Origin of the sequence: Micromonospora sp. NBC_01699 (assembly GCF_036250065.1) — a bacterium.
GTDB lineage: Bacteria > Actinomycetota > Actinomycetes > Mycobacteriales > Micromonosporaceae > Micromonospora_G.
Map to the genome: position 1 here is coordinate 492,591 of NZ_CP109199.1, position 24,122 is coordinate 516,712.

Annotated in this window: 18 protein-coding genes and 1 tRNA gene; 12 read left to right on the forward strand and 7 right to left on the reverse strand. The window is 64.5% G+C overall.

Going from position 1 to position 24,122, the window contains the following annotated elements; all coding sequences use genetic code 11:
* Positions 1-302 precede the first annotated feature (302 nt).
* A complete protein-coding gene (locus OG792_RS02245) occupies positions 303-1,538 on the forward strand; it encodes an XRE family transcriptional regulator (RefSeq protein WP_329106872.1) in 1,236 nt (411 codons plus the stop codon).
* Here the strand turns inward: OG792_RS02245 and OG792_RS02250 are convergent.
* Complete coding sequence (locus OG792_RS02250; RefSeq protein ID WP_329111058.1) at positions 1,535-2,191, reverse strand: HAD family hydrolase; 657 nt, start codon at positions 2,189-2,191, stop codon at positions 1,535-1,537. The genes OG792_RS02245 and OG792_RS02250 overlap by 4 nt on opposite strands.
* Before the next feature lie 384 nt (positions 2,192-2,575).
* Between OG792_RS02250 and OG792_RS02255 the strand changes: the two genes are divergently transcribed.
* From OG792_RS02255 to dbpB (OG792_RS02305), 11 genes are all read left to right on the forward strand, one after another.
* Positions 2,576-3,010, forward strand: coding sequence for an NUDIX hydrolase (locus OG792_RS02255; RefSeq protein WP_329106874.1), 435 nt, complete (start codon positions 2,576-2,578; stop codon positions 3,008-3,010).
* 325 nt (positions 3,011-3,335) lie between these two features.
* A tRNA-Arg gene (locus OG792_RS02260) sits at positions 3,336-3,453 on the forward strand.
* Positions 3,454-3,641: 188 nt separating this feature from the next.
* Positions 3,642-5,138, forward strand: a complete 1,497-nt coding sequence (locus OG792_RS02265) for a tyrosine-type recombinase/integrase (RefSeq protein ID WP_329106876.1) — start codon at positions 3,642-3,644, stop codon at positions 5,136-5,138.
* 230 nt (positions 5,139-5,368) lie between these two features.
* On the forward strand, positions 5,369-6,046 hold the full coding sequence (gene queC, locus OG792_RS02270) for a 7-cyano-7-deazaguanine synthase QueC (RefSeq protein ID WP_329106878.1): 678 nt from the start codon (positions 5,369-5,371) through the stop codon (positions 6,044-6,046).
* A gap of 3 nt (positions 6,047-6,049) precedes the next feature.
* On the forward strand, positions 6,050-6,688 hold the full coding sequence (queE, locus tag OG792_RS02275) for a 7-carboxy-7-deazaguanine synthase (RefSeq protein ID WP_329106880.1): 639 nt from the start codon (positions 6,050-6,052) through the stop codon (positions 6,686-6,688).
* Positions 6,688-7,044, forward strand: coding sequence for a 6-carboxytetrahydropterin synthase QueD (gene queD / locus OG792_RS02280; RefSeq protein WP_329106882.1), 357 nt, complete (start codon positions 6,688-6,690; stop codon positions 7,042-7,044). The genes queE and queD overlap by 1 nt, the downstream gene beginning before the upstream one ends.
* Positions 7,041-7,844, forward strand: coding sequence for a GTP cyclohydrolase FolE2 (gene folE2 / locus OG792_RS02285; protein WP_329106884.1), 804 nt, complete (start codon positions 7,041-7,043; stop codon positions 7,842-7,844). The genes queD and folE2 overlap by 4 nt, the downstream gene beginning before the upstream one ends.
* Positions 7,841-8,758, forward strand: a complete 918-nt coding sequence (locus OG792_RS02290; RefSeq protein WP_329106886.1) for a hypothetical protein — start codon at positions 7,841-7,843, stop codon at positions 8,756-8,758. The genes folE2 and OG792_RS02290 overlap by 4 nt, the downstream gene beginning before the upstream one ends.
* Entirely contained in the window at positions 8,755-9,894 is a 1,140-nt protein-coding gene (gene dbpB, locus OG792_RS02295) for a DGQHR domain-containing protein DpdB (protein WP_329106887.1), read from the forward strand. Before OG792_RS02290 ends, dbpB (OG792_RS02295) begins: the two co-directional genes overlap by 4 nt.
* The gene (gene dpdA, locus OG792_RS02300) at positions 9,891-11,135 is read left to right on the forward strand and encodes a tRNA-guanine transglycosylase DpdA (protein ID WP_329106889.1); all 1,245 of its coding nucleotides are present in this window, start codon (positions 9,891-9,893) and stop codon (positions 11,133-11,135) included. Before dbpB (OG792_RS02295) ends, dpdA begins: the two co-directional genes overlap by 4 nt.
* A complete protein-coding gene (gene dbpB, locus OG792_RS02305) occupies positions 11,132-12,292 on the forward strand; it encodes a DGQHR domain-containing protein DpdB (protein ID WP_329106890.1) in 1,161 nt (386 codons plus the stop codon). The genes dpdA and dbpB (OG792_RS02305) overlap by 4 nt, the downstream gene beginning before the upstream one ends.
* On the opposite strand, the gene dpdD is transcribed toward dbpB (OG792_RS02305), so the two are convergent.
* Genes dpdD through OG792_RS02335 form a run of 6 tightly spaced genes read right to left on the reverse strand, consistent with a single transcriptional unit; the run spans position 12,252 to position 24,120 of the window.
* Complete coding sequence (dpdD, locus tag OG792_RS02310; RefSeq protein ID WP_329106892.1) at positions 12,252-14,513, reverse strand: protein DpdD; 2,262 nt, start codon at positions 14,511-14,513, stop codon at positions 12,252-12,254. The genes dbpB (OG792_RS02305) and dpdD overlap by 41 nt on opposite strands.
* Entirely contained in the window at positions 14,510-15,049 is a 540-nt protein-coding gene (dpdK, locus tag OG792_RS02315) for a phospholipase D-like domain-containing protein DpdK (protein WP_329106894.1), read from the reverse strand. Before dpdK ends, dpdD begins: the two co-directional genes overlap by 4 nt.
* Positions 15,046-19,506 carry a protein DpdJ gene (gene dpdJ / locus OG792_RS02320; protein WP_329106896.1) on the reverse strand — a complete coding sequence of 1,487 codons (4,461 nt, stop codon included), beginning with the start codon at positions 19,504-19,506 and terminating at the stop codon, positions 15,046-15,048. Before dpdJ ends, dpdK begins: the two co-directional genes overlap by 4 nt.
* On the reverse strand, positions 19,500-20,264 hold the full coding sequence (locus OG792_RS02325; RefSeq protein WP_329106898.1) for a hypothetical protein: 765 nt from the start codon (positions 20,262-20,264) through the stop codon (positions 19,500-19,502). The genes dpdJ and OG792_RS02325 overlap by 7 nt, the downstream gene beginning before the upstream one ends.
* The gene (gene dpdH, locus OG792_RS02330; RefSeq protein ID WP_329106901.1) at positions 20,261-23,161 is read right to left on the reverse strand and encodes a protein DpdH; all 2,901 of its coding nucleotides are present in this window, start codon (positions 23,159-23,161) and stop codon (positions 20,261-20,263) included. Before dpdH ends, OG792_RS02325 begins: the two co-directional genes overlap by 4 nt.
* A complete protein-coding gene (locus OG792_RS02335) occupies positions 23,158-24,120 on the reverse strand; it encodes a hypothetical protein (protein ID WP_329106902.1) in 963 nt (320 codons plus the stop codon). The genes dpdH and OG792_RS02335 overlap by 4 nt, the downstream gene beginning before the upstream one ends.
* Positions 24,121-24,122: the final 2 nt, after the last annotated feature.

The following is a 24,122-nucleotide window of genomic DNA, read 5'->3' on the forward strand; positions in this document are numbered from 1 at the left end:
ATGAAGTCCTCGGCGTTGTGACGAGTTGTCGGTGAGCTGGTCCGCTTGATCACCGGCGGCCGTTGATGCTCGTCAACAGGAAACCGTTGACAGGACTGGGGCGGTACCGTCCACTACCCATCCGTTCGCAACCAGGTAGTGACGATCTGTCGCCACGGTGGCTAGCGTGAACCCATCGACATCCGATCCGCGGAGGTACCCGGATGACCGGACGGCGCTATCCACCAAACCGTCGGCTAGCGTGGGAGAGGCTCCAGCGGGGCTGGTCCTACGAAGAGGTCGCCGAACGCATCCGTACCGAGATGAGCCGTGCCGGAGAGGCCGACAGCGGCCTCAACGCCAACACGGTGCGGCGATGGGAGACCGGCGAGCGGTGGCCAGACCCGCGCTACCGAAAGCACCTGGTCACCATCCTCGGGATGCCGGCCGCCGACCTGGGTCTGCTCACCCCGGACGAGATGGCCGTGCGTCCGCAAGCCGAAACACTGCACGAGTTCAGGAGGTTGTGGGACATGCTCACCGGAGACGAAAACGGCACGGGCTGGGACCGGGCATCCGTACTGCGAGCGCTGTTCGGCGCCAGCATGCTGCCCATGGTCGCACCACTGTTGTCACTCGACCCGCAAGCCCCCCACGCGCACGGCAAGACCATCGACCCAGACTCGTACACCCAGATCGTGCGGTGCCAGCGCGAGCTGTACTGGACCAGCCCTTCGCGGCCGCTTTACGAGGCGGCGTACGCCCACACCCAGCTCGGGATCGGCCTCCTGCGTGCGGCCGGCGACAACAGTCGATCCAGCCTCGCTACCGCGCTCGCCGAATCCGCGCTGCTCACCGCCCGGCTCGCCTTCTTCGACCTGAGCCAACCCGCCATTGCCGAACGCTGCTACGACGTCGCCCTGGCAGCGACACGCGAGGCGGGCGACCACTCCCTGGCGGCTGCCGTCCTCGGCCACATGGCCTTCATCCCCGCCTTCAGCAACGACCCATCCGGCGCCCGACCCCTGATCGACGCAGCCCTCCAGCACACCTGGCACGGTGTCAGCCCCATGGTCCGCTCCTGGCTGCACTGCGTCGCCTCAGAGGTCGAAGCGCGTGCCGGGGCGGGGCTGGCCAGTCGCCACCACATCGACCTCGCCGCCAACGCGATCGACACCAGCAGCACGCCACCCGGATGGCTCGACTTCTACAACGCCGGGCGCCTCCACTCCTTCGCCGGCTACTCGGCGCTCGCGGCAGGTGACGACGCCGGGGCTGCGGACCAGCTCACGAGGGCCCTCGCTGGTCTGAGCGGCCACGGTGCAAAGCAACGCAGCGTCGTTCTGGCCGATCTCGCCACCGCGCACCGCGCTGATGGTGACCACGCCGCCGACTACCTCAACCGGGCCGTCGACGTGCTGCACACCGACTGGTACGGAACCGGCCTGGACCGAGTCAGAGCCGTACGCCCCGTACTTGGCGACGGTCGACAGGGCGCTCAGCTCGACGAACGAATCGCCGCCCTCACGACCGCCCGGGCAGCCCTGCCTGGAAGTTAGGCGACCGATTCGTTGTGCTTGCGTACCAGCTCGGGAAGGTCGGCCAGCGAGTCGAGTCGGAACAGACAGCGCTCGCTGATCGCCCTGTCGTCAAGGATGTATCCCCAAGGCCCGCGGCGAATCAGGGCGGTCGCGATCCCGGCCTCCTGCGCCGGCCGGATGTCGTTGTCCAGGCGGTCACCGACATAGAGCACCTGATCGGCCCGGCAGCCCGCTTCAGCTACGACCCGATCGAAGAATGCCGCCGACGGCTTCTCCACACCCCAACCGTCCGACGTGCCGATCACGTCAACCGGCAGGTCCAGGGCACGTAGGATCGTTTCCGCCCGTGCCGTCTGGTTACCTGCCAGGCCGACTTGTACCCCCATTTCCCGCAGCGTGGCCAGGCACGGCCGCGTGTCGAGGTACAGGTCATCTTCGGAGAAGTGCTCTGGCTGCCCGGCTGCGGTACGACGTTCCCGCTCCTTGGCCAGGTCGAACCCGGGCTGGAACACCTGGAACGTCTCCCGGTAGTCCAAGCCCCGCGCGATCACCGCACCGAAGACGGCAGAGAACGTGTGTCGAGGTACGCCCAACCAGTCCGCCCACGTCCCGTATTCCCGAGACTCGTCAACGATCGTTTCACCCACATCGAAGAAGACACTAGCGATCATCCGAACAGTTTGCCCTGCCGGCCTTGCCAGCTCCAGTGGCCCCGCGCCGGTGTCGAGTCCCTTCTCCGGTATCTCCCGGACCAGGCCGACGGTCATGGAGCAGCCAGGTACCACATTGATCAAGTGGGCTCGTTCAGGCAGTTGCCGGCGACGTCATCTGCTACTGCGAAGTGCGACCCCGCGAGCGCCGCGCAGACCTGATCGCTGGCGGCAGGACCTGTCATCCGACGGCCGGCAGATCGGCCCGGTTCGGCGCTTGTCGCGAACAGTTTCTTGGGTGAGCTCACGGTTACCGCTTGTCATCGGCCTGCCGTCTCCAGCGATGCGTTCTACTTGTGGCGACGGTGCTGATCCGGCCCGGCCTCAGGCCAAGGAGAGGACGTCATGCCCGAGCGGGTCGTCAAGCACAAGGTGCTCTGCTACATCGTGCGCGACGGGCGGCTGCTCGTCTTCCGGCATACCGACTACAGCTACGAAGAGGTGGGCATCCAGGTTCCGGCCGGCAGCGTCCGCCCAGGCGAGGCGCCGGAAGATGCGGCCCTGCGTGAGGCCCGCGAGGAGACCGGGCTCGACGGCTTCAAGATCGTTCGTAAGCTGGGTGAGATCGAGTACGACATCAGCCCGTACCGGTTCGAGATTCAGCATCGTCACGTCTTTCAACTGGAACTCACCCAGTCTGCGCCCCATCGGTGGGCAAGCCAGGAAGATCATGACGGTGAGCGGGAGCCCACCCGTTTCGAGTGCTTCTGGCTGCCGTTGGAGGCGGCGCACATCCTCCAGTCCGGCCAGGGAGCGCTCCTGGGGCGGCTGTTCGACTGACCTGGACACTGTGGGAAGGAGGCGATCGTGTCGCGCAACCGCCGGGGGAGGTTCGGTGTCGTCGAGCCCCGGCCAGTCGGGGCCCCAGGTCTGTTCCGAATTGGCCCGTTCCGCCCGATGTTGTTGATCTTCGTGGGTGTGCGCGTTGTGTGCTCGGGCGCCGGTGAGCGTCGGTGAGCGGCAGCGCGCGAACGTGTGCGACGGCGGCCCGGCTCCGGTCGCATGCGGTCGTTGTGTGATCCCCGGGTGGCACTGCCAGCGCTGATAGATTTTGAGGGTCCCTGTGGCGCGTCGGCGGCTGCTGGTAGGTACCCTGGACCCTCGCGCCCTCGTAGCTCAGGGGATAGAGCATCGGTTTCCTAAACCGAGAGTTTTGCTCTCCGCCGAGTCTTGATCAAGGCCCTGACCTGTGGGCTAGCAAATTAGAAGTGAGTTCGGGGGCAAATGTGGGCCCCTCGTGGGAGCCGTTGTCGGAACTCAATCGCTCAAGATCCACATCTCATCGCAAGTCGTCCATATTGCCTGCTCATTGGGTATGTAGTTGAAGACTGCTGACTCCGGGCGGCGCACCTTTTGAGCTGTATTGCGTTGAACGTCTTGAGCGGCTCGCTCGCTGGTTGGACTGCACCAGGTGGACTGCGGGCGGTATCGGTCCTGGTCCGTAGCGATCGCGCTGCTGTCAGCATGGAGGTCATCGGTGGGCACTACTGGCTGTTTCAAGCGGTGCGGCTGCCGCCCGACGGGATCGTCCGAGGGGCCCTGTCCGAGACTGCGCCGCGTAGGCGGGACGTGGAGCATCGACCACGGGACCTGGTACTACCAGCTGGAACTGCCCCGGGTGAGTGGTGGTCGCCGACGGCAACTATGCCGGGGCGGGTTCCGGATACGGCGCGACGCGCTCGCCGCCCGGGACCATGCCCGTGCCCTGCTCGACCTTGCTCAGGGCGATGCCACCCTGCTCGGCGAGATCACGGATCTACTGGTCGCGAGCCGTCGGATGCGGCCGCTTGCCTCCGTTGACGCCGTACGCCGCAAAGTTGAGGCTCGGCGCAGTCTCGGTGGTTCCACCTCGGTCGCCACCTACCTGCGACGCTGGCTCCAGTGGTGCAGGGTCGATCCGAACACGCTGCTTGCCTACGAGGGGCACGTCCGGGTCCACCTGATCCCGCATTTGGGTGAGTTGTCCCTCGACCAGCTGCGGGTCGACGACATCCGGATCATGTTCGATGCCATCGAGAGCAACGGTGCGAAAATCCGTTTGTCGCAGGCTTCGCGTGACGCTGCGGTGCGGGCCTCGGTCCGTGGACTGAGGCCCGCCGGCCCCTCCACCTGCCAACGGATCCGCGCGACTCTCCGCAAGGCGCTCAACGACGCCATCGCCGAGGGCCTGATCGCGACGAACCCGGCCACACACGTCCGGATGCGCCGGGCTGGATCGGCCGGACCACTGCTCTGGACCGAAGAGCGGGTCGACCACTGGCGAGACACCGGACAGGTCCCCGCTTCGGTCATGGTGTGGACGCCGCAGCAGACTGGTGCGTTTCTCGATCACGCCGCCAAGCATGACCCGGACCTCTACCCGCTGTTCCACCTCATCGCGTACCGGGGACTGCGCCGCGGAGAGGCAGTCGGCCTGCGTGACCTCGACACCGCACTCGATCGCGCCGAGATCACCATCGCCAATCAGATCACCGCCATCGGCCGCGGACTGCACCGGAAGCGCCCGAAGAGCGAATCCAGCAACCGGAGTATCGGACTCGACACTGTGACCGTCGCCGTCCTACGCGCCTACCGCAGCCGGCGGCCCCGTGATCGCAATGAGGGACTCTTCTTCACCCGCCCCGATGGGTTCGCCTGGCATCCGGCCGCCGTCAGTCGCCGATTCCGTAGGCTCGTCGCGTTGGCTGACCTACCACGTGGTCGTCTGCACGACCTCCGCCACGGCGCCGCCACCCTCGCCCTCGCCGCCGGCGTCGATCTCAAAGTCATCCAGGCCACCCTCGGTCACTCCACGTTGGCGCTCACGGCCGATACGTACACCAACGTGCTGCCCGAACTCAGCCACGCCGCTGCCGAGGCCGTAGCCGCACTTGTGCCCCGCCGGCTGCCGACACCTGTGGCCGCGTAACAGCCGAGCGGCGTGGCGGGGGCCGGCCTCGGGATGCGGTCTACGCCTGCACGGACCCGCAAGGTTCGAGACTAGATCGATGGTCTACTCGCTGGCTCCCGCGGCGACTTTCATCCGCGCTTTCTGCACGCTAACGTGAGCCACAACAGGACGGAAACTACATCTCCGTAGTTTTCGATCCCGGCACAGTTTCCTGGAGTTTGGGGGCGGCAATGCTAGCACCGAAGGCAGTGGTCCTGCTCAGCGGTGGTTTGGACTCGACGACGGTGCTTGCCATCGCCCGTAGCGAGGGCTTCGAGCCCTACGCGCTGAGCTTCCGCTACGGCCAGCGTCACACCATCGAGTTGGAAGCCGCAGCCCGCGTTGCCCAGGCGTTCGGCGTTAGTAGGCATGTGGTGGCGGACATCGACCTGCGCGCGTTCGGCGGGTCGGCGTTGACCGACGACGCGATCGACGTACCCCACCACGACAGTGCTGATGATCTTGACTCCGACATTCCAGTCACCTACGTGCCGGCCCGCAACACGATCTTCCTGTCGTTCGCGCTGGCGTTCGCCGAGACGGTCGGCTCGTCGGACGTGTTCATAGGGGTGAGCGCCCTGGATTACAGCGGGTACCCGGACTGCCGGCCGGAATACATCGAGGCATATGAGCGGATGGCGAACCTGGCGACCAGGGCTGGCGTGGAGGGCACTCAGCACTTGAAGATCCACACGCCGCTGGTGGCGCTGACCAAGGCGCAAACAATCAAGCGTGGTCTGGAGTTGGGTGTCGATTATGGGATGACGCACAGTTGCTACGACCCAGTCGATGGCCGCGCCTGCGGCACCTGCGACTCGTGTCTGCTCCGGATACGCGGCTTCGCCGAGTTGGGCATGGACGATCCGTCGATGGCTGCGGTCGCGTAGTCCATGTACCGGGTGAAAGAGATTTTTTATACCTTGCAGGGTGAGGGCAGCCACGCCGGTCGTGCGTCAGTGTTCTGCCGCTTCACCAGTTGCAACCTGTGGACCGGTCGAGAAAGCGATCGACATCGGGCTGTATGTCAGTTCTGCGACACGGACTTTGTCGGCACCGACGGCCCCGGCGGGGGCCGTTTCCGTTCTGCGACCGACCTTGCCGCTGCCGTTGCGAAGGCATGGCAGGGAACGGCGCACCCGCGGGCCCGCCGCTACGTCGTGTGCACCGGCGGCGAGCCGCTGCTGCAGTTGGACGCTGCGGCGGTCGCGGCCCTGCACGATGAAGGGTTCGAAGTCGCAATCGAAACGAACGGCACCCGGCCGGCACCGGCCGGTATCGACTGGATCTGCGTGAGCCCGAAAGCTGAGGCAAAGGTTGTACTGACCTCGGGCGACGATCTGAAGTTGGTGTTCCCGCAGCCGGAGGCGATGCCTGACCGGTTCGAGCACCTCGACTTTCGCCGTTTCCTGTTGCAGCCAATGGATGGCCCTGATCGGGAAGCGAACACGGCGGCGACGGTGGCGTATTGCCTCGAACATCCGCAGTGGCAGCTCAGCCTGCAGACCCACAAGTACCTTGGGATCGCCTGATGGAAATCTTCCGCGAGTTCACCTTCGAGGCCGCCCACCGGCTACCCCATGTGCCGGAAGGCCATAAATGCGCCCGGCTCCACGGCCACTCGTACAAGCTAGAGGTTCACATAAGCGGCGAGGTCGACCCGACGATGGGCTGGATCATGGACTTCGGTGATCTGAAGGCTGCCGTCAATCCGGTGATCGCTGAGCTAGACCACTACTACCTCAACGAGGTCCCTGGGTTGGAGAATCCGACCAGCGAGAACTTGGCTCGGTGGGCGTGGGAACGACTCGTCAACACGCTGTCGCTGTCGGCGATCGTGGTCAGAGAAACTTGCACCTCGGGTTGTGTGTATCGAGGTGAGCGGTGACCCTCATCGATGTGCAGGCCCTACCCGACGAGCGCGGGGTCCCGTTGGAAACCGTGGGTGTTGACGGGTTGCGCTATCCGGTACTGGTCCGCGACGGCCAGGGCAATAAGCGGGACACGGTCGCCACTATGACCATGACCATTGATGTGGAGGCCGAGGTCAAGGGCGCGCACTTGTCGCGATTCGTTGAAGTGCTGCATGCCTGGCGCGACCAACTCGACGCTGCGACCATGCTGTTGATGGCCGACGACCTACGCCAGCGGATGGGCTCGCTCACCGCGACCGTATCGGCTGCCTTTGTCTACTTCCTAGAGCGGCAGGCGCCGGCGACCGGTGCGGCCTCGTTCATGGACTACCCATGCAGGATCACCGTCATCAGCGGTCCGGCCGGTGGTCGGGTGTCGCTGCGCACCGAGGTGGCGGTAACCAGCGTTTGTCCGTGTAGTAAGGCGATCAGCGACTACGGCGCGCATAACCAACGTGGCCGGGTCACCATCGAAGCCGACCTGGCCAGTCCAGCCACCGGGCTGTGGTTCGACGACCTTATCGCCGTGGCGGAGCAGGCCGGCTCATCGCCGCTGTACGCACTACTAAAGCGCCCGGACGAGCGGTACGTGACGATGGCCGCCCACGACAATCCAGTCTTCGTCGAAGACATGGCCCGCAACGTGGTGATCGCGCTCCGCGACGATCCACGGATCAACCGGGGCTGGGTGCGGGTCGTCAACGACGAAAGCATCCACAACCACGTCGCCTTTGCCCAGGTATCGTGGCCCGTACCGTCTGGAGCTGGTTCGTGACCAGCCAGCGTGGGCCGCTACACATCGTGGTCACCTGCGCGAACCGCAAACGTCACGCTGTCCCGGCCGACCTCCACCTGCGTACAGTCCTCCAGCGGCGCCCCGCAGATCGATTTGCCAGCTGGACCCGCCGGCTCGAGACATCTACCTCTCGCCGCTGCCCCGCGATCGACGCCTACGCCGGCGAACACTGGAAGGTCGTGCGTGAGCTGGTCGATTCCCGGGCCGGTCGGAACGCTCAGTTGTGGATTGCTTCCGCTGGCTATGGCCTGATCCCGGCCGATGCTCCGATCTGTGCTTACGGCGCCACGTTCTCTGCGCCCGCCCCCGACACGGTGGGGGCGACAGTTGCGGAGGTGAGCGACTGGTGGCAGCGGCTAGGCGAGTGGGAGGGGCCCGCCGTCGGGCCCCGCACGTTCCAACAACTCGTCGCCGCCGACAGGTCGGCGACCGTAATCGCCGTATTGTCCGAGGCATACCAGCGGGCCTGTGCCGAGGACCTGCTCGCTGCTGCTGGGCTGCTCAACGGAGACACCCTGTCTGTCGTCGGGCCACCCGCCGCGCATGCCCCGCTCGCGAATCTGCTGATCCCGGTCACCGCAGTGCTGCGTCACACCGTCGGGGGCAGCCTGCAGGCCCTCAACATCCGCGTCGCCAACTACCTACTCGAACATGGCACCGGCACGACGCGCGTCGCGCTGCGTACGGCCGCCAAGGCTGCAGTCCCCGCCAACCCACCGGCGGCCCGCGCCGCAGGTCAGCGGATGACAGATGTCGAGGTCGCTGCCTACATCCGCAGCCACGCCCATACCAGCGCCACCCAGTTGCTACGTCAGTTGCGCGCTACCGGCCGCTCGTGCGAACAGCACCGTTTTGCCGACCTGCATCGCGACGTTTGCGATGTGCACCGATGATGACCGATCAGCCGACGGAGTTGCGGCGCCGCGCGCTGCGCATCGACCAGATCAACGGACACCCGCTGTACCTGTTCGCACTTACCGCGGCTGAAGTGCTGCAGATCGCCGACGTGTCTCGGGTGAGCCGCGACGAGGCTAGCCGGCTAATCGGCTACCAGCGGCCCGAGGTTCGTAGCCATGTCCAGGACATCATCGACTACCTCAACAGCGGACCGGTGATCTTTCCTAACGCGATCATCCTGGCCCTGTCCTCCCGCGCGAGGTTTACTGGCAGCCGTGGACCCCGCACCCACGACGGGCTGGCCACTGCAGGCACGTTAAGACTCCCGCTGGCCGGTCCGGCACAGGCAAAGCCTGCGTGGATCGTCGACGGGCAACAACGGGCGATCGCCCTGTCCCGAGCCGAACGCCACGACTTCCCCGTGCCAGTTACCGCGTTCGTCGCCGACGCGGTAAGCCTGCAACGCGATCAGTTCGTCCGCGTCAACAACACCCGCCCGCTGCCGCCGAGCCTGGTAACCGAACTTCTGCCAGAGGTGGACGCGCCGCTGCCCCAGCGGCTCAGCGTCCGTAAAGCGCCATCGATGGTGTGTGACCGGCTCAACAACGACGAGCGGTCACCGTTTCACCAGATGATCAAACGGGCCTCCACCAGCGGCAACGCCGTCCGCATCGCGGTGATCGCCGACAACAGCATCGTGTCGATGATCCAAGAGAGCCTCACTGCTGCGGCTGGCTGCCTGTACCCGTACCGGAACCTGACCAGCAACGAGATCGATGTTGACGGCATCCACCACGCCCTGTGCCTGTATTGGTCGGCAGTCCGCGACGCATTCCCAAACGCGTGGGGCAAACCCGCCAACGACAGCCGCCTCATGCACGGCGCCGGCATCCGGGCGATGGGAAGGCTCATGGACAGGGTGTTAGCAATCGTCGATCCGCGCCGTCTCGACGCCGCCGAACAGATTCGCAAGGAGATCGACTTGGTTGCCCCCTACTGCCGGTGGACCGCCGGCACCTGGGACCAGATCAACTTGCCGTGGAACGCGGTTGAGAACGTACCCGGCCAGATCCAGACACTGTCGAACTACCTTATTCGGGTCTACATCGATGCACGGGCGGCCCGATCATGAAGTACTTTTTCCCCGATAGCCAGGATCAGATCGACCCCAGCTTCGACTTCCTCACAGAGGAACGCGACCCCATGCGGGTACGCCAACGCGATGACTTGTACGCTCACGAGGTCTTCGATTCGCCGCCCTTTCATGGCTTGCTGGTCGCCAAGTCAATCGTGGACGGCTACTCGAGCGGCGTCGCGGGGAAGTACACCGGTGCGCAGCGCAATCGGCTGCGACGCGAAGGAGCCCGCCGGTTCTTCCGCCTGGACCATGTCCACGGCCCGCTGAGCATCATGGGCGACTGCGGCGCCTTCACCTATCATCAACTCGATGAGCCGCCGTTCACCGTCGAGGAAGTCATTGAGTTCTACGACCGCAACGACTTCGATTACGGTATCTCCGTTGACCACATCGTGTTCAACCTGAAACCGCTGACGCCAGTCGATCCAGGGCACGAGTCGGTGCAGAAATGGGCCGACCGCCAGGATCTCACCCTCGACTATGCTAACCAGTTCTGGAAGCGATGCAAAGACCGCAAGGTGCGCTTCGAGCCACTTGGGGTGGCGCAGGGCTGGAGCCCAGAGTCCTACGCCAAGTCCGTGAGAGAACTGCAGCGTATCGGCTACAGTCGTATTGCGATGGGTGGCATGGTCCCGTACAAGACTCCGGAGATCCTCGCCTGCCTCGCTGCCGTCGATGGGGAGCGTCACGCCGGTACCCAACTGCATCTGCTCGGGATCAGCCGTTGCGACAATATCCCGGCCTTCGCCGAGCACGGCGTGACAAGCTTTGACAGCACCTCGCCGTTCCTGCAGTCGTTCAAAGACGACCGCGACAACTACTACACACCCAATTCGACCTATGTCGCCATCCGGGTGAAGCAGGTGGAAGGTAACCCCGCACTACGCAAGAGGATCAGCGCCGGGGAGATCGACCAGCGGAGGGCGATGACCCTCGAACGCGCCGCTCTTCGCCGGCTGCGCGAGTACGATGCCGGGCTAGCCACCATAGATGAAACCTTGACGGCCGTCCACGAATATAGCCAGTTGGTGGACCCCAAGGTCGACCGCCGCGCGGACTACCGGCGGACCCTGCAGGACATGCCCTGGAAGGACTGCAAGTGCCCGCTGTGCCGCAAGGAAGGCATCACCATCGCCATCTTCCGCGGAAGCGAGCGCAACAAGCGACGCGGCTTTCATAACCTGTACGTTTTCCGAAATCGGTTGCGTACCCAACTCGGAGAGGACCCAATGTGACGCAGGCACCTGACAGCCCGCAGAAGTCTGGCCGCCGACGGCTGCTGCGCCTGCCCGCGCTGCAGATCCAGCAGGGCCCAAACCGGCGCGTCTACACGTTCGCAATCGACGGGAAGCAGCTGCCGGACATCGCGACGGTGTCACGTATTCGCCGCGACGACACAACCAAGCTACACGGCTACCAGCGGCCGGAAAGCGCGGCGCACGTCGGTGCGATTCGCCGCTACCTGGACACTGACCCGAGCCCTCTGCTGCCAAATGCAATCGTGATCGCGTTCGACGAGAGCGTCCGATTTCAGGGCAAGAAAGGCGCTGATGAGGACGGCCCTGGTTTCGTGCGGTCGGGCACCATTATTATTCCGATCATCGTCGACGGGCAGGAGGAGGACAAGCCCGGGTTCATCGTCGATGGGCAGCAGCGGAGTGCCGCAATCCGTGACTCGCGTCTTGACGAGTTTCCGGTGTGCGTGACCGCCTTCATTGCCGACACTCACGCCGACCAACGTTCTCAGTTCATCCTGGTCAACTCGACCAAGGCGCTTCCTAAGGGCCTTATCCATGAGTTACTGCCCGAGGCGTCCGGTGCGCTCCCAGCGCCGCTGATGGTCCGCCAAATACCGGCGACCCTCGTGGAACGGCTTAACTTCTTAAAAGAGTCGCCGCTGCACCGCATGATCCAAACCCAGACCAACCCGAAAGGGCTGATCAAAGACAATTCGATGTTGCGGATGCTGGAGTCTAGTCTCAGTAACGGTGCCCTCTGGCCCTACCGCGGCGACAACGCTGCGCCGAACTATGACCGCATGACCTCGATCCTGAACAACTTCTGGAAGGCCGTCGCCGAGGTCTTCCCCGACGCGTGGAACAAACCGCCACGCCAGTCTCGGCTCATGCACGGTGTAGGCATCATCGGTATGGGTGTGCTGATGGACGAGATCTCCCATGCACGCGGCAGTTCGGATGGAATTGTCACGGAGGCAGAGTTCGCAGCCGACTTGAAGGCCATCGCCGACGACTGCCACTGGACCGAGGGAACGTGGCCGTTCCCCGACGGCGAACGGGTCTGGAACGGTGTGGAAAACACCTCCCGCGACATCGCCAGAGTGCAGGAGTACCTCATCGACCGTTATCGTTACCGGGTCGGCGGTCGCGGCTAAGGCGGCCTGCCGGGCGTTCAGGAGTCTCGTCCGGCCCGGCCTGCCGGTCACGCAGCCACGTCTCCACAGTCTCGATCAATGAGGTGGAACCTTTGCCGGCAGCGTAACGGATCGGTGCGCTGGGTCGGTCGGCCTTGACCGCAGCGGTAGCCGCGTGCGTGGCGGCCCGGTCAACGACGACGAACAGGTCGGCTGTCCGGGCCGCCACCTTGAGTGTGTCGGTGGCGACATGGTCCGAAGAGACCAGAAACCCCAGCCCCGGATGCCGTTGCTGGAGTATCTTCGTTGCCCGAGCGAGCGCCCCCTCCTCGAGCGAATAGAGCGCGATCTTGAGACCGTTCGGTATGACAACGGGCGATGGGGCAGTGTGCATTGCCGGCAGTTCGATGGTCAGGCCGAACGTCGCCGCGAGGTCGACTGCCACCGCCAGTGGCGCCGACGGGATGCGCCCCGCGTTGTGGCTGCCGATTCGCGACAGCATCGGGATGGCGAACTTGTCCAGACTGTCGGAGTCGGCGGGTCGGTAGCCGATCAACTGCTCCAGGACGTCAAGTCCGACAGGCAGGTCGGCATCGGTAAGGAACGGATCCCAGCCGACGCGCAGCAACTCGATGACCTCGTCGAACTCCTGACGGCTCAGCCCGACTTCGACAGCCGCGCTGGCGAGCTGCCCGATACGGGCCGCCCGACGGCGGTCACCGGTGGTGTCATGGAACGCCCACAGTTCCAGCACCGTCCGGCTAAGCGACCTAATGGCATCATGGTCTGCCTCGCTGGCCTTAAGATCGCGGGCGAGATCGATACACACGTCCAGACCAGTGGCCAAGCGCATCACGTCCTCGCTGGCTGTGAGCTCGCGCAGCGCCCGACACACTGCGTCGGTGCCACCCGGAGCGCGGAGTTCTGCGAGACCGGACCGTTCGATGGCGGTGGTTATGTCGGCGATAGCAGCAGGTGGCGTCGCCGGGTTGAACAGTGCCCGCAGTCGTTGCACGAGCGAGGTGCCGGCACTGGTAGGAACGGGCTTTTGGATGCTGGCCTGGCGTAGTATCTCGTCGCCGTGTGCCGCGCGGTGACGCTCTAACAGCGCTAGGGCGGCTGAGGTGAACGTGTGGGTGACGGCGTCGATGACGCCGGGCAGGTCGACGACATCAGCTGGCAGTACCGAGAGCAACTCGATTGCGGTGTCGTAGCGACCTTCGCGGATCGCCGCTTGGGCCGCAGCGCGCAACTCCTGGTGCGTACGTGTCGGTGCGCCCTCGTCGGCGCCGGCTGGGCCGCCGGTACCGAGAATGGCGGTGACGGTCGGGGTAGCCCAGCCGGCGTCGATGAGACGCTGGCGTAGTTGCTCAGGTGCTTCACCGGCCGCCAGCGACCGCAGGGTGTAGTACAGGGCGCCGGCCGGCGTCCGGATGACCGTCACGGAGTCGATCAACGATCCGAAGCGGGTCCCGACAGGCTGGAATGCCTCCAGCGTTGGCGAATCCGGCAGTTGCGCGATGGCCAGGCGGGCCAGTGCGTCCGAGACCGGGCTGGGCCGGTCGAGCCTCAGCAGGTTGTCGAGCATTGGATGATTTGTAAGATCGTCCCATTTATCGAACGCAGCGAGAACTTGGACCTGCAGGAATAGCCGATTCGTCTCGGATATCCGGTGATCGGCTGCCAACATAGCGTATGTGCGGTTGGCAGCGTCCTCTGCGCCGGCAGCGCATGCGTCGGCGAGGTCGCCCACCAGACGTCCGATTGGGACGGCCAGCCGTGTTTGGCGACGTGGCGCTGTGCCCAGCGATTCCAGTAGCGACAGGACCGAGGCGCGGACCATGTCGCGTTCAGTGGTAGCGACCCTCAACCGGTAGACGTAACGTGGATTGCCAGCGAAGGCTGTGGCGGCCTGCACCAGCGGATCGTTGAGGGCCGGACCGTGGACGCTGAGCCCGTCGAAGTCCGACCAGGTTGCTCCGACGTGGGACTGCAGCAGTTCTCGCAGGCTGTGGGCCTGTTCATTGGTGAAAGCAATGCCGTAGTAGAAGGAGACACGGCCCACGACCGCCGGCAGCACGATCGGCTGGGGCGGCTCGGCCGCAACGAGTTGGCTGACAACAGATAGCAGACGGTCCAGGTCAGGAATTCGTTTGGTGATGTCCAGAGTGTTGGGGGGCGCGAAGAACGTGTCGCGGAAAGTTGGCCACACCGCGATCACTGGCGTTCGTGGTCCGGTCACCGGAACAGGCTCATCAGTTCGGTAGTGATAGTGGCGACACGCGCTGGATCGGTGGAGACCGTCACAAGTTCGCCATTGATTTCCACACCGCGGTAGGTCAGGTTCATGGACCCGAACACGGCCCAGTCGTCACCTGCGATCGCCTTCTCATGGTCGAGAGCCTTCTCTGGGTCATGCCTGGACTGGCGGGTGTGTAACCGTGTCTCAGTGCCGTCGGTGCGGGCCATATTGCGCAGATGGTCGATGAACGCCTTCTCACGTCCGCCGGGCCCACAGTGCAGATACACCTCGGTGTGCCTTTCGAGCAGGGTGCGGAGCACCACTGACAGACGGATGACGCGGGTGCTCCAGGAGCTGTTTAGCGCGGTGAAACGGCCGCCGCGGTTGTCCAGAATTGGCACGTCGCTGATCCACGGCGACGCAATCAGAACGCGCCGTCCGGGTGACAGGATCTCTGCGACGACGAGGCCCTGCAGCGCCTCGCCGATGAGTCGATGCGGCCGCGCCGCGAGCCGGTGGATGTGCCTGTTGCTCATTGAGGCGTCTCCTCCAGCGACACCTCGACGTGTAGGACGCCGTCGTGGCGGGCCATTGCCTCCACATGCGCGTGCACATGCAGCCACCCGAGTTCGATCGGGCTCGTAACCAACTGCTGGATCGCGTGTTTGAGCTGCAAACGGTCATCGCTTGCCGAGTACAATCGGCAACGGCCGCTGCTGGCGATGAAGTCACTGAGCATGCGGAGCCACTGCGGCTCATCGACGTCTACGTCGCTCACCGGGTTGGGCAAGGAATCCAGCACGAGCGTCCGTTCGGTTAGAGGGGCCTCGTTGACGAACCGATTCGACGCGACGAGGGACGCCGCCCGCCTCGCTTCGGCGCTCGGCCACAATAACCCTTGCAACACGGACCGTGCCCAACTGTCGCCCTGCTTGGCGGCTTCGGGTATGGCCTCGACGAGCGCGGCCCGGACATCCTGTTCGGCGAGCAAGGTCATGCAGATGCTGCGGTAGTCGACCGCAAACCCGACCCGCTCCTCGGTCTCGTCCCAGCGTCGCAGGCACGTGGTGAGCAGTTGATCGGACGCGGGCGATGACGCCGCCCGGAATATGCGGCTGGCCAGCGCAGTCACCGTGGTGTGAGCCGGGCTCACACCCTCGGCGGTTAGTGTCACGAGGAGGTCCTGCCAGGCGCCCAGCCGGTCACCGGTCGCCTGCCGGAACCGGGCCGCCGTCCGGGCCACGCCGTCATTGCGGGCGAGTAGGTCGAGGGTGTGCCGCATGGACCGGTCCACCTCCTCCAGATCGGAGGCCTGCAGCGCGGTCGTAACCAGGTAGTCGAAGCGCCGCGGATCCTCGCTGATGCGGTTGGTTAGCGCGTCGATGAGACCGCCACCGCCGATGGCAGAGTCGCTGATAATGAAGGTAGCCGTCGGTCCGTCGCCCAAAGGGTCGACATCGATGAGGCTGTCGAGATCGGCATCGAATTCGGGACAGATCTGCTGCGCGGCAGCCTGCCAGGCGGCGGCGATCGTCTGGACGTATCGGTCGCGAAGCCACGGCAGCCATCCGTCCCCGGGTGGTGCTGTCAGCTCGCCGATCACAGCGGTGATGGCGGCAGCCACATGTGGTGTTGTCAGCGATTCCAGGAGCCGCTCCTGTTGTTTACTGCCGGCCTGACTGTCGTGCTGCTCGTCATCGCTGTCGTCGAGGCCGATCACCCCTTCGTGGAGCAGGCCCCCAATTACTGTCTTCCACTCGGATACGGGGATGGCCGTCAAGTCGACGGCGGCACCCCCACCGATAATCCTCGCGGCGGCGGCGACGGCTAGCGCTTCGGCGATGTCGCGGGAGAGGAAGGCATCGATGCGCACGGCATGCAGGGCGGAGCGCATCTGATGGATGAAGTAGTCGCGGCGCAACTGGCGGAGACGCTTGCCGGAGTGGCCCAGGGCGAACGCTGCCAGGGTCTGCGGCACCGTGACCGTGACGATCTGTGCGTCCACCGTCGCCTCGTAGCCGATGGCCGCTGGTGCGCCCTGCCAGGTGAACGAGTTACGCAACTCCCGCCGTCCTCCGGTGCGCCGTAGCACGCTGGCGGTGGTCTGGGTCGCGTACCGCCACGTGCGAAGCGCGCCCGCAGCGGTGTGTAGGTAGGCGAGGACCTCGGTGACGCAGGTCCGCAGTGGACCAGATCGGGGTCGAGTCATCTCAATAGCCCCGCCCGCAGGCTGGTGCTGTATCTGCCAGGCCAGCCGGCCGTTTGACGACGGCCGCACGTCGGGCTCGGGTACGACCGGTGCGGTGATCAGCGGCCGGATCAGCGGCAGCACTTGGCCCTTGACCTTCACCTCCCCAATGAGCTGATTCACCCGAGCGATGCCCTCCTCCACCGCTACCGACCCGCCGTCGTCAGCTGGAGGGATCCATAGCCCCTTGCCGCGCTCGACCGCCCAGCGCATAGTCACCTTGCCCGGCGCAAGCTCATTGAGTGCCATAAAGACCGCGAGAGACTCGCGGGCAGCGGCGTCGTAGCCGACCGGCGGTTCGATCGCAACCTCAGGCAGGCACAGGTCGCTGAACAGCGCCTTCGGGATGAAATCCGGCAGCGGGGAGTCCTCCACCCAACTGTCGTCCGGGTCGCGACCGTCGTCGTCGCGGTGCTTGGTCCATCGACTGGCCAGTCGACGTCGTGCGGTCGGCACGGCGTCGAGTAGCAGCGACCGTGGCTGCTCCCAACACACCGCCTCGACCTCGTCTCGCGGCAGTTGCATAGACGCCCCGACGAACGCTATGAGATCGTCGCGTTCAGGTCCGCCGCTCATCACCCGATCGAGCAGGTCGGCGGTCTGCTCACGCAGAGGGTCGTGGGTCTCGTCGGGCTTGACGAACACCTTGCGCATGGTGCGGCCACTGTCCCGGCGGGCCGAGACGTTCAAGACGTTCGCAGCCCAATCGATCAGGCACATCGCCGCCTGCATCTTACGCACCGACTGGTTGCCTAGCGGGAGTCGCTTCTCGGGTAGCGCGGGTGCCAAGAGCGTCTCGTAGTCCTGGTATGCGGCCCGGTCACGCCCGAAATCGGATAGCACCACGACCGTCCATGGACGTTGAGTCTGAGTACGGCCGGCGCGCCCCCGTCGCTGCAGGAACGAGGCGATGTCGCGAGGTGCTTTGTGTTGAAGGACAGCACCGACTTGCGGGTCGTCGAAGCCGACCTCAAGCGAGGCGGTCGTGACGATCACATCGGCCAGCGTGTTCACGCCGGCGTCCTGTGACGAGGTCCGGCCGATGGTCAGCACCCGGCCGTCGAATCCCAACTGCTCGGGCATCCACCAGTGCTGGCCATCGGCATCGCGTAGCGGCCAGTCCGTGACAACTGCACCGAGTCGCTGGGCGGATCGACTCATTCGCAGGTCCGCGAGGGCATAGCCGTTTGCCTTGCGTCGGCCGAACTCGTCGAAACCTTCGGCATCGAGAACCTGCCGATAAAGTCGGTTCACTAGGTCGAGGTTGTCGCAGAACGCAAAGACACGACTGCCGTAGGCTCCGATGGTGGTGGGCCGAGGATCCAGGACCCGGCGGATCAGCATCAGGGACTGGATCGTCGTGGACAGCAGCGCCGTCTGGGCTCCGGGGTCACCACGAAGGACGACCTGGTACTCACGGCCCCGTGGCTCCATGTGCTCAGGCTGGGGCTCTACCGGTTCGACAGCGCCATCGTTAAGGCCGCACAGTTCGGCGAAGAAACGCTCGGCGTTGGCCAGCGTCGCGCTGAGCCCCACCCAGGCCGTTGACCGGCTCGCCGAGCGTCGCATGAGACGGCGCCACCGGCGAAGCAGATAGGCGACCTGTGCACCGTTGGTGCCATTGTAGGTGTGTACCTCATCGAGCAGGACGAGGCGCGGCGTGTAGCGCGCTTTCGGGCCGACACCGAACACATGCATGCTCCAGCCGTCGCTCAGCGACCGGTTGAGCGTTTCAGTAGTGCTGAACAGTAGGTCCGGGGGCTGCTGCTGCATCTTGCGCCGTGTCAAGATCAGTTCATTTTCGTTCACGACGTCTCCGCACGTCGCACATCTCAACTGCTCGCGGCCGGTTTCATAGTCGGCAAACTGCCAGATAAGGTCGCCACCGCAGCGCTTGTCGTCGATGGACACCCGGCAGGTCAGGAACGGGCAGGCCCAGCCAGCCGGCGCCCGGCGCCACTGCCGATTCGGCGCGTGGCCCCTTTGTGCCTGGTTTGGCGTGTTACCGAAGTACGCGCCGATGCGGATCTGGCGGCCGCCAGCGGACCGTAACCGACGGGTCTCGTCAAGCGCGGACGCAAGTTGGTCTTTGAGTAGTTCGTTCCGCGGGTAGATGGCGATAACACCGGCGCCGGTCTCCCCGTCTGGTCTGGTCCCCAGGTAGATCAGCGCCGGCAGATAAAACGCTAGCGTCTTGCCACTGCCAGTGCCGGCAGACACGACCACGCCTCGATCACGGCCGGCCATCGCGTTTAGTATTGCCACGGTCGAGTCGAGTTGAAACTGCGAGAGATCGCGTCCGTCCAGAATTTTGGCCGCAGCGTCGAATTTTGGACTTATTCCCTGCACCGAAAGTCTCGTCGATACGTCGGCCAGGTTCAGGTCACGTTTCGGAAAGCGACGGGGCTCGTGCCTGAACCGGAAGTCCGCCACTAGCGGAGCCGCAGCCTGCCATGGCTTGTTGGAAAACTGCTGACGAAGGTGCGCAAACAACCGCATTGCCTCGGCCATACGGGTGCGGTAGGCCGTCGGCCAAGTCCGTTCCACCTCGAACAGCAGTCCATGCTGTTGCAACTGTTCCAGGACCTCATGCGGGTCGAAGAGGGTGGCTGCTCGGCTGATGCGATCGATCAACGCTTCCTGTGTCCACGACTCCTCGGTAAGTCCCCATACGAGGTTGCGGGCCTCGTGGTCCTCAAGCTCGTCGAGAACGCGTAGCAGTACCTGGTGGTCGATGTCTACCATTTGCGCATCACATAGCCGTCGCCATGGCCGTCCATGTCGAGCCACTCACGTACGGCCGGGGTGAGCAGAGACCATCCGGCGCCGTCGTCGCTGACTGCGGCTTCGATGAAGGCCTTGATCTCCGGGGGAAGTTCGGAGATGGCCTGCGCTAGGGACCGGCTGACCGCGTTCCACTCGCTGGCAGCAGCCCGCCAGCCGTCGATCGCGGCCGGTAAATCGGTGACCTGTTGGGCAGCACGCTGTTGTAGAGTGCTTTGAATCCGCTGGGCCTGTATCCGCACCGACTCTTTCCCGGGTAGGACGGTGATGGGTCGGCCAATTCCATCCGGTGTGACGCGTCTTCGCTCGGTGTCCGCCGCTGCGATCAACGCCTGCTTGGACCTCTTCACGATGGCTTCAGCGGTTTCCAATGCCGTTTGAACGGCATTGCCTCGCAGGCGGCTGGTCAGATCTTCCTCTGAATCCAGTGCCCTTGTAGCAACGCCGCGCAGATTTGTGGTTGCCTTTCTGGCGTCCGGCGGTAGCGGCGGCGGTGTGTACGGCACGTTGCGTGTCGCGAACTCGGTGACGATCTCCGCGAGGGCGTCCAGGTCTTTGGACGCATCCTCGGCACGTTTGCAGGCGGCGGTGATCCCGGCGAGCTCGTCTGCCGACTTTTGCTGGTCTCCGCGTGCCGCCAGCATAAGTAGAGCCTTGTTCGCTCGCTGGGCGAGCGTCTCGCCATTGGGAGTGGTGGCAACGGTGTGGGTGTCAGTCATCGTGTGGCCTGCTCTTCAAGGCGGTCGGCAAGGGTTCTGAACGCGTTGTGCAGGCGCGCCCGGTCGTAGGTGTCTGTGGGCCCATCATCCACCGGGTTGAAAGAGCGCACCGAACGCAGAAGGCTGTCACAGTTTCGCCAAAACGCCAGGATGTTCTTCAGCATCGGTGTCTGGTCCTGCGGAAGCTCCCACAGCATGGCCGGGCTGATGGTGGTTTCTCGTCGCTTGAGCAGCTGCCGAAGTTTAGTGAGATGTCCTGGTGCGGCTGCGGCCCGGAGCTCTTCGTACCGGCGGTGTGCTTCTGGGTCTTTCAATACACCAGCGCGGAGGGCTTGCTCGACGAAGCGATCCATGACCTGTAGCGTCTCCGTGAAGTCCTCCGACGGGCCAATCTGCTGCGTGATCGCGGCTAGCGTGCCTTTGACCGGTGCCCATGCCGACGTGGCGGCCACGGTCTGTTGATCGCGCACTGCTCGCCACATCAGGTTGGTCGCCGCGCCGTTTCCGGGAAGTTCACTCAGTCGTGCTGCGGGCAGCAAGTCCTCTAGCACTGCTCCCGCGTCGAAGATTGTCGGAAGGCCGGTGGACTTGCGTTGTGTGAAGTGATCTCGCACCACGGTTAACGCTTCCGTCCGTTGCCGCTCGACCGCACCGAGAAACTTCACGATCTCCGGGTGCAGGTTCTCCGGCCGCTGCGGCCTGACCATGATCGCGATAGCCTCTGCCGGGCTGGTAGGAGTTCGTTCGTCGGCGCTGCTCAGCACACCAAGCACTGCCAGCGCGTTGCCTATCTCGTCCTCGGGCTGTTGCGACGCCCGGTCGACGATCTCCCGCTCCCACGTGTCGAGTCGCGCCTGGAGGTCGAAGAACCAACGGCCAGCATTCGGGCCCGCGAGATCCCCGGTGTCCGACGACAGAATGCCTTTGAGGACCACCGCGTCAGTATCACTTTGTCGAAACTGAATCGTAAGTTCCTCAGGTGGGTTACCGCCACCGCCCGCGTTGTGCACCACCACGTGCCCCTGAGTGATGTCGACAGCTCCGACTCGAACGCTGCCGCGCGAGCGGTAGACGCTGAGGCTATGTGGGTGGTTGAGCAGCCGCAGGGCCAGGGCATCGATTACCCACCGTCGAATCTTGCGCGCATCGTTGCTCGGCAGTCGCTCACCGTTGGCCCACGCATCGATGGTCGAGGGAGCGGTAACGGCGGCCGGCGTTGGCTGCGCGGCCTCGGGAGCTGAGGTCTCAAGACCAAGATCGGTAAGTTCGACTCCGAACACCATGGCAATCGAATCCAGCGTCGGATCGCTCGCTATTGGGTTGGCCGCGTAGAACGCCCGTAGGCTGATCTCGGCCTCGCCGCTTGCAGAGCCTCTCGTGATCGTGTCACGTGTCACCAGCGGCACTCTGGTGCGGGTAGGGGCGAGGGTGGCTGCGAAGCGCGCCGACGGGAACATACCGGGCGTAGCCAGTTCCGCCTCGGCTACCTCCAGCGGGGCGCGAACGACCTCTCGCAGGATGTTGCGCGGATCGAACCTGTCGGGGCTTGCCAGCTCAACGAGCCGATCCACCGCGACCGCGTTGAACGGGAACAGGCCATGCCCCTCGTCGGTCGTGCCGAACATCGGATGGCACCTGTCCCGGTACCTGCAACCGGTGCACTTGTTCGGTCTCGGCGAGCCAAGGTGTCTCGCCTGCGCGAGCTCGTGGCGCCCGACCCGACCAGCATTGAGGTAGCGGCCGACGAACATGCGAAGGTCGCCGGGGTCTATCTGCTCGCGCGGGACATCCATCGTGTAGTGCACACCACGTTCTGCGAAGGTGTCGTAGCGGGTGTCGAGATGACCGGTGGTGACGGCTATCACCGCCCGGATCGGACACAGATCACGCCGGGCAGGCAGTGTCAACGCGTGCGCCAACTGCCCGTCGATACCATGCAGGAGTACCAAGTCTTCGATGAAAAGGAATAGCTGCTGACCTCGGCGAGCCAATTCGCCTCGGACGTCTTCGAAGACGCCAAGCAGGTCGGTCCCGCTGCCAGTGATGGCCGCGGCGGTTGCTCGGGGCACGTAGTAGTCGATAATCGCGGCGGCCTCCGTCCGACGGCCCTCGTTGGAGGCCAGGGACCGGATCAGGACCTGGAAGTCCTGGCCCGCGTCCTCGAAGGCCTCGGCGTCGACTCGCAGGTCCGATTGGCGAAACCGAAGATCCTCTGGACTGACGGTGGCCTCGGAGTCGTAGCCGTGCATGGCGAGCTTTACGATCCGCTCGATCGGCCCGCTCGGGCGTGAAAGCTGCTGCTTGAACATGAAGTCGCCGATCAGACGGGCGACAAAGGTGCGAGATTCTGCGAGATCGGGCCCAGACAGGCCAGCGATCGTAGGAGCCTCGTCGAACGTCACGAGTTGGTGGAGTTGGTTCAGGACCGCAAGCATTGCCTCCTCAACCGTAGTGACCTGCGCCGCAGCGTGAACCAGGCTGATCCGAAGCGTGTTGGCGGTTGGCGTGTCGATATCGGTCAAAATCTGCTCGATGATCCGCCGCAACGAGGTGTTGCGCTTCTCGATGTAGACCAGGTGCCACTTATCGTTGCGAGGTATCTGGGTCCGCAGCCACCGGACCAAGTGACTCTTCCCAGTACCGGTCTGTCCGGTAATGAACCGGATAAGCGGCTCATTCGAGGTGATCGGTTGACAGAGGTCGTTGAGTACATCTCTCTCGCTCGCCGGCTGCTGCTGCTTATTCTTGCCGAGCCGGGCGAGAGGTACAGACTGATGGACCGCGTCGAATAGGGCGCTGGAGGCGTCGTCCTCGAAGTCGAGCGCGCCGACGTCGACCTGAGCAGCGTTCTGAATCTCTGCCCGCGACCAGCAGGGCGGTATCGACAGCGTCGTCACGAGCGTTCCTTCGCCACGTCTTGTGGGTGCCATTCCAGATGGGAGACGTTTCGACCTGCCCTGTCCGAGCCCAGAGAAATGACCATGGAGTCGCGGTCACTTTCGGCGGGCGGGATGCTCACGTGGCCGGATGCCTCCAGTTGCGACAGCGTCATTGATAATCCGGGGGAAATCTCCCGCGGATCGTCAGGCTTCCAATGAGTGCGAGACCCTCCGTCGCTGATCGGCAGCTGGCGGACGCAATGGTCGATGAAGTCTCTCACCCGGTATCGCGACCGTGGCAAAGAGTGCAAATCGGCCACGAGGGCCTGGCTCGCCTCGGCGATGACTGACTGCTTGCCAACGTGCTGCGCGTACCCCAGATAGGCCGCCCATCGGCGGAAGGGCGCGAATTGTACGACGTTCGTTATTGGCCAGTCTGCCTTGTTCGGGCCGTACCAGTGGGCTTGGGCGAAGTCGAATCGGCGACCGCTACCACCCTCGAAGTCAAATGGGCGCAGTGGCTCGGGCCACGCGTGCAGGACTGCCAGGGCGTTCACGAGATCGCTGTCAGGGTCGGCAGGCAGCGCGTCGTCGCCCGCAGTCGCACCTTGCCACAGTTGAGAGCGGAGGACTCGGCTGAGGGATCGGGCGGACACATCGGATGGCTTCGACCAGTGACGGCGAGCAGTATCCGTTGCGACAATCTCGGCACCCTCGGCGGAGACGAGCTTGAAGGCTGTTAAGGCAATTAGTGATCGGGTGACAATGAGATTGCCGCTTGTGGAGTTGTTCTCGTTATCGCCGTCATCTGGCTTGTCGCCTTCGAAGGGCTTCATGGTCTCGGGGAGGCCCTCGGGTGCCACTAGTAGAAGGAGATCCGATTTGTTGCAGCGTGCGTCGGTGTGGGCCAACACGGCACGCAGTAGGTACCGCAATGCCTCGGGCACAACGTCAGGCGACGTCGTCATCACACCCATGG

Excerpts from the sequence above, each read along its gene's own strand:
- OG792_RS02255 (WP_329106874.1), top strand. The coding sequence starts at position 2,576 with ATGCCCGAGCGGGTCGTCAAGCACAAGGTGCTCTGCTACATCGTGCGC.
- OG792_RS02335 (WP_329106902.1), bottom strand. The coding sequence starts at position 24,120 with ATGGGTGTGATGACGACGTCGCCTGACGTTGTGCCCGAGGCATTGCGG.
- queE (WP_329106880.1), top strand. The coding sequence starts at position 6,050 with ATGTACCGGGTGAAAGAGATTTTTTATACCTTGCAGGGTGAGGGCAGC.
- queD (WP_329106882.1), top strand. The coding sequence starts at position 6,688 with ATGGAAATCTTCCGCGAGTTCACCTTCGAGGCCGCCCACCGGCTACCC.
- OG792_RS02245 (WP_329106872.1), top strand. The coding sequence starts at position 303 with ATGAGCCGTGCCGGAGAGGCCGACAGCGGCCTCAACGCCAACACGGTG.
- dpdA (WP_329106889.1), top strand. The coding sequence starts at position 9,891 with ATGAAGTACTTTTTCCCCGATAGCCAGGATCAGATCGACCCCAGCTTC.
- dbpB (WP_329106887.1), top strand. The coding sequence starts at position 8,755 with ATGATGACCGATCAGCCGACGGAGTTGCGGCGCCGCGCGCTGCGCATC.
- OG792_RS02325 (WP_329106898.1), bottom strand. The coding sequence starts at position 20,264 with ATGACTGACACCCACACCGTTGCCACCACTCCCAATGGCGAGACGCTC.
- OG792_RS02250 (WP_329111058.1), bottom strand. The coding sequence starts at position 2,191 with ATGATCGCTAGTGTCTTCTTCGATGTGGGTGAAACGATCGTTGACGAG.
- dpdK (WP_329106894.1), bottom strand. The coding sequence starts at position 15,049 with ATGAGCAACAGGCACATCCACCGGCTCGCGGCGCGGCCGCATCGACTC.
- dpdJ (WP_329106896.1), bottom strand. The coding sequence starts at position 19,506 with ATGGTAGACATCGACCACCAGGTACTGCTACGCGTTCTCGACGAGCTT.